We start from the raw sequence: 10,175 nt of genomic DNA on the forward strand, positions 1-10,175 counted from the left end.
CCGCTGGATCAGTACTTGAAGCGGAAGTTGAGGTAGTACTGGCGACCGTTGCTGTAGAACGAGGTCGGGATGGCCGCGGTCTGGTAGTACTTGTAGGTCGGGTTGTTGAGGTTCAGGCCATCCAGGCTGATGCTCAGCCAATCGGTGGCCTTGAAGCTCAGCGATGCCGACAGCGTGCCGAAGTCATCCTGGTAGTACGGATTGGTACCGGACAGGCTGATCAGGAACGAGGAACGGCGGGTGTAGCTGACGCGGGCACCGAAGCGCTCGTTCTCGAAGTAGGCACCCACGTTGTAGGTGTTCTTCGAGGTGCCCAGCAGGTTGTGCGAGCCATCCGACCAGGTATGCGAGGTGGTGCCGTTGGCGTAGGTGTAGTTGGCATTGATGCCGAAGTACTCGCCGATCGGCTGCTCGTAGGCCACTTCCACGCCGGTGACCTTGCCGTCGGCGTTGATCGGGGTGGAGATCTGGTAGGTCTCGAGCTGGTTGGTCAGTTCGCTGTACAGCTGGCGCGAGACCACGTCGAAGGCGATGTAGTCCTTCAGGTCCATGTGATACGCGCCCACCGACAGCAGGCCGCGCGGCATGAAGTACCACTCCAGGTTGGCGTCCAGGTTGGTGGACAGGGTCGGCTTGAGGTTCGGATTGCCGCCGCCGCCGGTGCGGTTCAGGTCCGAACCGTACGAGGAGGCACCCAGTGCCGAGTAGTCCGGCAGGGTTTGGGTCTGCGAGGCGGCGACGCGCAGCACCAGCGAGTCGTCCAGGTCGAACTTGATGTTGGCGCTGGGCAGCACACGGTTGCGCTTGTTCTGGAAGACCAGGCGCTCCCACATGCCGAACAGGCTGCTGACATCTGCATCAGCGGCCTTGCTGACGGCGTTGTAGGTGTCGATGTCCTGCTTGATGTTGACGTAGCGCAGGCCGACGTTGCCGCTCCACCAGTCGCCGCGGAAGTTGGCCTGCACGTAGCCGGCGAAGTTCTTCTCCTTCACCTTCCATTCGGCGCCGTAGTTGTGGCGACCGGTCGGGCCATCATTGCCGGCCAGCCAGGTGGAGTTGTTGGTCACCGCGTCCTTCAGCGCGCCCGGCGTGAAGTACCAGAGGTTGCGCGGGAAGGTGCCGCCGATGTCACCGGCAAAGCCGCTGGGATAGTTGGCCGTCGCGCCGTTCTTCAGTGCGCTCCAGATGTCACCCGGCGTTGCGCCTTCCGGCGACAGTGCTTCGCGCTTGTGGTCGGCGAAACGCAGACCGAAGTCGATCGAGCTCAGCACGCCGCCATCGTTGAAGTACTGGTTGAAGTCGAGCGTGGCCCACTTCTCCTTGTCTTCGGCGGTGACCTGCTGGTTGCCCCAGGTGCCGAAGCTGGTCACGCCGTTGGGCGAGATGTCGCCGCCGACGTTCCAGTCGATCGGCGAGCCATTGCCGTGGGTGGCCCAGCTGGCGCCGCCGCCGTTGGCCAGGGTGACTTCGGCGATGTACTGGCGCGGCGTTTCGCCGGTGCCCTTGGTGCTGCCGGCCTGGAACTTTGCCGTCAGGCTGTCGTTGATCTGCCAGTCGGCATCGAAAGTGACATAGCTCGACTTGGCCTTCGACTCACGATAGATCATGTCGTACACCGCGTAGTCGGTGCCCGGCACGCCCCGGTAGGTGGCATTGGTCAGCACGCCATCCTTGACCACATAGCCCGGATCCGGCGCCTGCGACTTGGCGAAGCTGTTGCCGAACATCATGAAGTTGCGGTTGTAGTTGTTCGCCTTCAGCTCGGAGCTGAAACCATTCAGGCCGAGGGTGAGGCTGTCACTCGGCTTGAACTGCAGCGAGACCAGGCCGCCCTTGCGCTCGCGGGTCTGTTCGAACAGGGTCGAACCCAGCAGGCCCGGAACGTTGACGCCGATCAGGTCCGGATTGGTCCTGGCGACCGGATCGTTTGCGCCGATCTTGAAGAAGCCGCCCGGGATTTCCTGCGCTTCACGGCGCAGTTCGCGCTTCTGGCTGAAGCCCTGCACCATCACGCCGAAGGTGCCTTCGTCGTTCTTGTAGTTGAACAGCGCCGAATACTGCGGGTCGTTCGACTTGGCCTGGTCCGAGCGCACCAGGCCGATCGAGCCTTCCGCGGTGAACGGCTTGGAGAACTCCAGCGGCTTGCGCGTGATGATGTTGACGGTGCCGGTGGTGCCGCCGTCCTGCAGCTTGGCCTGCGAGGACTTGTTCACTTCCACCGAGCTGACGAGTTCGGACGGCAGCAGCGAGTAGCTGACGCTGCGGCCGACGTTGTTGCCCTGGCTGAGCACGAACCAGTCGGCCGAACCGACGGTGTGGCCGTTGATCAGGGTCTGGGTCAGGCTCGGGCTGGTGCCGCGCAGGCTGACACGGTCGGCTTCGTCGAAGCCGCCTTCATCGGCGCTGGACGAGCTGATGTTGACGCCCGGCAGGCGCTGCAGGGTGTCGGCGACGTTGTGCGCCGGCAGCTTGCCCACGTCTTCGGCGGTGACCACTTCCACGCGCGCATTGGCTTCGCGCTTGGTGTCCAGCGATTTTTCCATCGAGCCACGGATGCCGGTAACGGTCACGGTGTCCAGGTCGGTGGCGGTCGGGGCAGCCTGCTGCGCGTGCGCACTGAAGGCGATGCAGCTGACGATGGCGGCCGAAAGCAGGGTCTTGCGGGTGTTCATGATGTCTCTCCTCATCACTCGATTGGATGCCGGCGGCGGTGTTCGATAACGGTTGCGATGACATGCGCGGGGCGGCGGCGAAGTCCCGTGCGTTGGCGTGCCACGTACTGCGTGCTGCGATTGCGTTGAAGCCTGTTGCGGTGTCAGGCCGCGGACTGCTGCAGGTACCAGCTGGCCGCGCCGACCACGCCCAGCTGGCCGTGCTCGACGACCTTCACCGGAATGCGTGCCAGCGCTTCGCCCATCGGTCCCTTCTGCAGGTAGCGCTCGACGAACGTGCTGGCATGCAGGTATTCGCGGATCTGCGGCAGGATGCCGCCGGCCAGGTAGACGCCCCCATGCGCGCCGTAGAACAGCGCCATGTCACCGATGGTGCTGCCGAGCAGGCCGCAGAACACATCCAGCGCCTGGCGCGCGCGTGCATCGGTATCGGCCATGGCCGCAGCGGTGACCGCATCGGGGCTGGCCAGCGTCGGCGCCTGCCCCTGCAGCGCGCAGACCGCGCGGTACAGGTTCATCAGGCCCGGGCCGGAGATCGCATGCTCGATCGACACATGGGCGCGATCACGCTGCATGTGGCGGACGATGGCCATTTCCAGTTCGGTGCTGGCCGCCAGGGTCGGCTGGCCGGCTTCGGTGGGCAGCACCACCGGGCCGTGCGCGGTGGGGATCCACAGCGCGGCGCCCAGGCCGGTGCCGGGGCCGACCACCAGGGTCGGGCCACGCGCGGCGGTGTCCGGGCCGCACAGGTGCAGCACGCCGCTGGCGTCGACCTGCGCGGCAGCGTAGGCCACCGCCTCGAAGTCGTTGACGATGTAGACCCGCTGCAGGCCCACATCGGCTTCCACCTGGCGCGCCGACAGCGGCCACGGCAGGTTGGCGGTGATCACGGTGCCGTCCTCGCGGGCGTAGCCGGCGCTGGCGACCACGCAGTGCGTGGGGCGCGGGCCTTCGCCCAGGAAGTCGGACAGGATCGCGCTGAGACCGGCGTGGTCGGCGTTGCGGTACTTGCGGTATTCCAGCACCTGCACCGGATGGGCGGCATCGCCGCTGGCCTGGACCCGGGCCACGCGCACATGGGTGCCACCGACGTCGGCGGCCAGGAACGAGGGCGCGACGCGGGACAGGACATGGGCCGGGGCGGGGTGGCTGGCGGTCACGCGGGCTCCTGCTGCAGGTGGGGCCGGCCCCGGGATCGGGAGCGGCGATTGGGCCGGAGTCTGTAACCGCGCTGACAACGATGTCAACGAGTTCGTGACACTTTCGTTGCTGCGCCGCAACGAATGCGCCACGTGGTAAACGTTTACATGGCGTGAATGCGGGATTCACGCGGGAACCGTTGTGCCATGGGGCTCAAGCTGCCCAGCGCATTCAGCGTGATGCACGGCCACTGCGTTGCGCAGTGCAACATGGCGCGCAGGGGGCGTCGGATGGAAGTTGACAAACCGCCGTTGTCCATCGAAAGAATGTGACAACGTTGTTCCCAGCCACTCTCCGACGCCGCGTTCTGCGGCCGTCGCCGCAGGAGCCCTCCTGATGTCCGCCGTCCCCGCTGCAAGCGCGCGCCCGAACGTGGCCACCTCCATCGCCATCGTCGGCGTGCTGTTCTTCCTGATCGGCTTCTTCACCTGGCTCAACGGTCCGCTGATCACCTTCGTCAAGCTGGCCTTCGAACTCAGCGAGGTCGGCGCCTTCCTGGTGCTGATGGTGTTCTACCTGTCCTACTTCTTCCTGGCCCTGCCAGCGTCGTGGATCCTGCGCCGTACCGGCATGAAGAAGGGCCTGAGCCTGAGCCTGCTGGTGATGGCCGGGGGGGCCGCCCTGTTCGGCGAATTCGCCACCCAGCGCTGGTACCCGGGCGCGCTCGGCGGCCTGTTCGTGATCGGCAGCGGCCTGGCCCTGCTGCAGACCGCGATCAACCCCTACATTTCCATCCTCGGCCCGATCGAGACCGCAGCGCGCCGCATCGCGCTGATGGGCATCTGCAACAAGATCGCCGGCATGCTCGCCCCGGTGCTGATCGGCACGCTGGTGCTGCATGGCATCGGCGACCTTGATGCGCAGGTGCAGGCGGCTGATGCGGTCACCAAGGCCGCGCTGCTGAACGAGTTCGCGGCCAAGATCCACACCCCGTACCTGGCGATGGCCGCGCTGCTGGTGGTGCTGGCGGTGGCCGTGCTGTTCTCGCCGCTGCCGGAAATCAAGTCGTCCGAAGCCAATGCCACGTCGGTCGCCGCCGGTGCCGCCGAACGGCGCAGCATCTTCCAGTTCCCGCACCTGTGGCTGGGCGTGTTGTGCCTGTTCGTCTACGTGGGCGTGGAGGTGATGGCCGGTGATGCGATCGGTACCTACGGCCATGGTTTCGACCTGCCGCTGGACCAGACCAAGATGTTCACCTCGCTGACCCTGGGCGCGATGCTGGTCGGCTATGTCGTCGGCCTGCTGCTGATCCCCAACGTGGTGTCGCAGTCGCGCTACCTGACCTTCTCGGCCGTGCTGGGTGTGGTGTTCTGCCTCGGCGCCTGGGCCACCCACGGCTACGTCTCGGTGGCCTTCGTGGCCCTGCTGGGCTTCGCCAACGCCATGATGTGGCCGGCGATCTTCCCGCTGGCGATCCGCGGCCTGGGCCGTTTCACCGAGACCGGCTCGGCGCTGCTGGTGATGGGCATTGCCGGCGGCGCGATCATTCCGCAGCTGTTCGCCGTGCTCAAGCAGCACATCGACTTCCAGCTGGTGTTCGTGCTGCTGATGGTGCCGTGCTACCTGTACATCCTGTTCTACTCGGTGATCGGCCACCGCGCCGGCCTGCCGCAGGACAAGGCCTGATCGGCGATGATGGACGGCAGCCAACCCCAGGGAAAACCCATGCGCAGAGCGACCATCAAGGACGTTGCGGAGAAGGCCAAGGTCTCGCTGAAGACGGTCTCGCGGGTGATCAACAACGAACCTTCGGTGATGCAGGCCACCCGTGCGCGGGTACTGCGTGCCATCGCCGAACTCGATTACGAGCCCGATCCGTCCGCACGCAACCTGCGCAGCGGCACCACCTTCGTGATCGGGCTGGTCTACGACAACCCGAACCCGTACCACATCATCGGCGTGCAGAACGGCGTGCTGGCCGCCTGCCGCGAGACCGGCTTCGGCCTGCAGATCCATCCCTGCGATTCCAGCTCGCCGCTGCTGGCCGATGAGCTGGCCGACTGGGTACAGCGCTCGCGCCTGGCCGGGCTGGTGCTGACCGCACCGATGTCCGAGCGCCGCGACCTGGTCCAGGCGCTGACCGCGCGTGGCATCAAGCTGGTGCGCATCATCGCCGCCACCGAAGACCCCGCCGACGGTGCCTGCGTGTTCGTCGACGACCGCGAGGCCGCTTACGAGATCACCGAACACCTGATCCAGCTGGGCCACCAGCGCATCGGCTTCCTGTGGGGGGGCAGTTCGCATCGCTCTTCGGGCGAACGCTATGCCGGTTACGAAGCCGCGCTGAAGGACTACGGCATGACCGTGGACAAGCACCTGGTGGTGCAGGGCGATTACACCTTCGACGACGGCTTCCGGGGTGCGCGCCGCCTGCTGGCGCTGCGCGAGCCGCCCACCGCCATCTTCGGTTCCAACGACGAAATCGCCGCCGGCGTGCTGGCCGCTGCCAAGTCGGCCGGCATGAACGTGCCCTACGACCTGTCCATCGCCGGGTTCGAGGACAGCCCGTTCTCGCGCCAGTCGTGGCCGCCGCTGACCACCGCCAAGCAGGCCACCGAGGACATCGCCCGCCACGCCGCGCGCCTGCTGATCGCGCAGCTGCGCAGCGATGCCTACGACGATGCGCCGGCGCCGCTGCACAACCAGGGCTTCGTGCCGCAGCTGGTGGTGCGCGGCTCGACCGCGCCGATGCGCCCGGCCGGCGCACGCCCCCTTCCTTCCGATCCTGCCTGAGCCCGCCATGTCGCTGTCAGACCCCACGTCCACCCTGATGTTCGCCGAGGCCGCCGAAGCGGCCGACGTGGTTGCCCGCCAGTTCTCGCGCAACCACGCCACCCTGGAAACGCTGGCTGCCAGCCTGCGCGCCGCGCCGCCGCCGTTCGTGGTCACCTGCGCACGTGGCAGCTCCGACCACGCCGCTACCTACGGCAAATACCTGCTGGAGACCCAACTGGGCCTGGTGGTCGCGTCGGCCTCGCCGTCGGTGGGTTCGGTCTACGCGGCGCCGCTGCAGCTGCGCGGTGCGTTGTTCATCGTCATTTCGCAGTCGGGCAAGAGCCCGGACCTGCTGCGCAACGCCGAGGCGGCCAAGGCCGCCGGCGCGCGCGTGATCGCGCTGGTCAACGTCGAGGATTCACCGCTGGCGCAGCTGGCCGACACGGTCATCCCGCTGCACGCGGGGGCTGAAAAGAGCGTGGCGGCGACCAAGAGCTACCTGGCCTCGCTGGCCGCGTTGCTGCAGCTGGCCGCGTACTGGAAGCAGGACAGCAGCCTGCGTGCAGCGCTGGACCTGCTGCCCGATGCGCTGCGTGAGGCCTGGCAGTGCGACTGGAGCGCGGTGACCGAGGGCCTGGTCGACGCCACCAACCTGTTCGTGCTCGGCCGTGGCCTGGGCCTGGGTGCAGCGCAGGAAGCCGCGCTGAAGTTCAAGGAAACCTGCAGCCTGCACGCCGAGGCCTACAGCTCGGCCGAGGTCAAGCACGGCCCGATGGCGCTGGTCGACCGCGGCTTCCCGGTGCTGGCCTTCGCCCAGCCGGACGAAACCGGCGCCGGTACCCGTGCGGTGGTCGATGAGTTCACCGCACGCGGCGCGCAGGTGTGGCTGGCCGGTGCCGGTGGCAACCTGCCGGTGGCCGCCGCACCGCATCCGCTGTGCGCACCGCTGCTGACCGTGCAGAGCTTCTACCGCGCGATCAACGCGCTGGCACTGCGCCGTGGCTTCAACCCGGACCTGCCGCCGCATCTGAACAAGGTCACGGAGACGGTGTGATGGCCACCGTGCTGCGCAACGCCCGCATCCTGGCAGGCGATGAGTTCCGCGACGACCTGGCGGTGGTGATCGAAGACGGCCGCATCAGCGCGCTGCTGCCCGATGCCGCGCCGCAGCTCGGCCACGCGGCCGAACAGGTGGACCTGGGCGGCGGCTGGCTGCTGCCCGGCTTCATCGACGTGCAGGTCAATGGTGGCGGCGGCGCGCTGTTCAACAACACGCCGGACGTCGCGGCGCTGCGCACCATCGCGCAGGCCCATCGCCGTTTCGGTACCACCGCGATGCTGCCCACGCTGATCAGCGATGACGTGGCGGTGATGCGCGAAGCCATCGGTGCGATGCGCGAGGCCATCGCGCAGGGCGTGCCGGGGGTGATCGGCATCCACCTGGAAGGCCCGTACATCGCGCCGGCGCGCAAGGGCACGCACGATGCCAGCAAGTTCCGCGTGCCGGATGAAGAAGAGATCGCACTGGCCGCGTCGCTGGACAACGGCGTAACCCTGCTGACGCTGGCGCCGGAGCGCGTGCCGCTGGAGACCATCCGTGCACTGGTCGAGCGGGGCGTGATCGTTGCCGCCGGCCACACCGCAGGCACCTACGAAGAGATCCGTGCCGGCCTGGATGCGGGCGTGCGCGGTTTCACCCACCTGTACAACGCGATGTCGCCACTGCAGGGCCGCGAGCCCGGCGCAGTGGGCGCTGCGCTGGAAGACCGCGACAGCTGGATCGGCATCATCGTCGACGGCGTGCATGCGCACCCGGCCAGCCTGCGCGTGGCACTGGCGGCCAAGCCGCGTGGCCGCCTGCTGCTGGTAACCGATGCGATGCCGCCAGTCGGTGCCGACGATCCCAGTTACGTGCTGTATGGCGAAACCATCACCGCCATCGATGGCGTGGTGCGCAATGCCGCCGGTTCGCTGGCCGGTTCTGCGCTGGACATGGCCACCGCCGTCCGCAATACCGTGCAGCTGCTTGGCCAACCGCTGGCCGAAGCCGCACGCATGGCGTCGACCTATCCGGCGCAGTTCCTCAACGTCGACGACCGCCTGGGCCATATCGCCGAGGGCTACCAGGCCGACCTGGTGCTGCTGGACGACGCCCTGCAGGTGCGTGGTACCTGGATTGCCGGACAGTACGAGGCCGCCTGATGAACAGTACGCCGCCACGCCGCCTGGGCTCGATCGATGCCCTGCGCGGCATCACCGTGGCGGCGATGCTGCTGGTCAACAATCCGGGTGACTGGAGTGCGGTGTTTGCACCGCTGCGCCATTCGGAATGGCACGGCTGCACGCCCACCGACCTGGTGTTCCCGTTCTTCCTGTTCCTGGTGGGCGTGTCGATGGCCTTCAGCGTGGCACCGCGCGCGCGGGATACGGCGGCGCGACCGGCGTTGGCGCGCGGCGTACTGGAGCGCGCGCTGCGCATCCTCGTGGCCGGTGCACTGCTGCACCTGCTGATCTGGTGGGCGCTGCATACCCATCACTTCCGCATCTGGGGCGTGCTGCAACGGATCGCGGTGTGCGCAGCGTTGGTGGGTGTTCTGGCGGTGTATGCGCGGCCGCGCGTGCAGGTGGGCGTGCTGGTCACGCTGCTGGTGGGCTACACCGTGCTGCTGCTGGGCATCGGTGACCTGGCGCCATGGACCAACCCGGCCAGCCGCCTGGACACCATGCTGTTCGCCCCCTGGATCTACCAGTGGCAGGCCGATACTGGGCTGGGCCATGACCCGGAAGGGCTGCTGAGCACGCTGGGTGCGCTGGCCAGTACCGTACTGGGCCTGTTGGCCGGTGGCCTGCTGCGCAGCGGACGTGCCGCCGCGCTGGCGGGGCTGGGTGCGGTGACCGCCGTGCTGGGCCTGTTGCTGGCCGGGGTGTTGCCGTTGAACAAGCAACTGTGGACGCCCAGCTACGTGCTGTGGACCGGTGGCCTGGCCGCGCTGGCACTGTGGTTGGGCCACGTGCTGATCGACCAAAAGGGATGGCCGGCGCTGGGCCGGCGCTTCGGCGTCAATGCGATCACCGCGTATCTGGGGGCCTCGGTGATGTCGGTGGCGCTGATGGCCAGCGGTGCCTGGAGCTGGATCTGGCAGCAACTGGTCGCCGCGATGCCGCAGGCGCTTGAGCTGGCGTCGATGCTGCAGGCGCTGGCGTTCGTCGCGCTGTGGTGGGGTGTGGCGTGGTGGCTGGACCGCCGCAAGATCTATCTGAAGATCTGATGGCACGGGGTCGGATCGCTTTTCGCAGGAAGGGGCTCTGACCCTTCCCGGGAGGGCACCTCATCCACGCATGGCGTGGACCAACCGGGTGTGTCGGCGGCTCAATCCACGCATGGCGTGGATCTACCGGGTGTATCGGCGGCTTAATCCACGCATGGCGTGGATCTACCAGGTGCGCCAGTAGCAACTGTCTTGTCAGGGGCAGCCGAGGGCCACCTCGGCGTCCCGCTTACGGGCGTTTAGGATCACCAGCATTTTGCGCATGACCGCCACGAGCGCCACCTTGCTCGCTTTGCCCTTGGCCTTCAGGCCAGCGTAA

At 67.3% G+C, this 10,175-nt stretch carries 7 protein-coding genes and 1 pseudogene; 5 read left to right on the forward strand and 3 right to left on the reverse strand.

All coding sequences use genetic code 11. From position 1 onward, the window contains the following. Positions 1-8: 8 nt before the first annotated feature. Both AC5P9I_RS20745 and AC5P9I_RS20750 read right to left on the reverse strand, forming a co-directional pair. Complete coding sequence (locus tag AC5P9I_RS20745; protein ID WP_130768204.1) at positions 9-2,672, reverse strand: TonB-dependent receptor; 2,664 nt, start codon at positions 2,670-2,672, stop codon at positions 9-11. Positions 2,673-2,815: 143 nt separating this feature from the next. Beyond that, complete coding sequence (locus tag AC5P9I_RS20750; RefSeq protein ID WP_053461389.1) at positions 2,816-3,832, reverse strand: glucokinase family protein; 1,017 nt, start codon at positions 3,830-3,832, stop codon at positions 2,816-2,818. A gap of 376 nt (positions 3,833-4,208) precedes the next feature. On the opposite strand from AC5P9I_RS20750, the gene AC5P9I_RS20755 reads away from it, so the two are divergent. Genes AC5P9I_RS20755 through AC5P9I_RS20775 form a run of 5 tightly spaced genes read left to right on the forward strand, consistent with a single transcriptional unit; the run spans position 4,209 to position 9,856 of the window. Next, entirely contained in the window at positions 4,209-5,498 is a 1,290-nt protein-coding gene (locus AC5P9I_RS20755) for a sugar MFS transporter (RefSeq protein ID WP_130768203.1), read from the forward strand. A gap of 39 nt (positions 5,499-5,537) precedes the next feature. Continuing rightward, a complete protein-coding gene (locus tag AC5P9I_RS20760) occupies positions 5,538-6,605 on the forward strand; it encodes a LacI family DNA-binding transcriptional regulator (protein WP_049466708.1) in 1,068 nt (355 codons plus the stop codon). 7 nt (positions 6,606-6,612) lie between these two features. Continuing rightward, complete coding sequence (locus tag AC5P9I_RS20765; protein ID WP_057494991.1) at positions 6,613-7,641, forward strand: SIS domain-containing protein; 1,029 nt, start codon at positions 6,613-6,615, stop codon at positions 7,639-7,641. Further along, on the forward strand, positions 7,641-8,789 hold the full coding sequence (nagA, locus tag AC5P9I_RS20770) for an N-acetylglucosamine-6-phosphate deacetylase (RefSeq protein ID WP_130768202.1): 1,149 nt from the start codon (positions 7,641-7,643) through the stop codon (positions 8,787-8,789). Before AC5P9I_RS20765 ends, nagA begins: the two co-directional genes overlap by 1 nt. Then, positions 8,789-9,856: an acyltransferase family protein gene (locus tag AC5P9I_RS20775; RefSeq protein ID WP_130768201.1), complete on the forward strand. Its 1,068-nt coding sequence runs from the start codon at positions 8,789-8,791 to the stop codon at positions 9,854-9,856. Before nagA ends, AC5P9I_RS20775 begins: the two co-directional genes overlap by 1 nt. Positions 9,857-10,051: 195 nt before the next feature. Here AC5P9I_RS20775 and AC5P9I_RS20780 read toward each other — a convergent pair. After that, positions 10,052-10,175: pseudogene (locus AC5P9I_RS20780) on the reverse strand (IS110 family transposase); the annotation flags it as partial.

It is taken from the genome of Stenotrophomonas sp. YJH_SMC_29 (genome assembly GCF_059371235.1).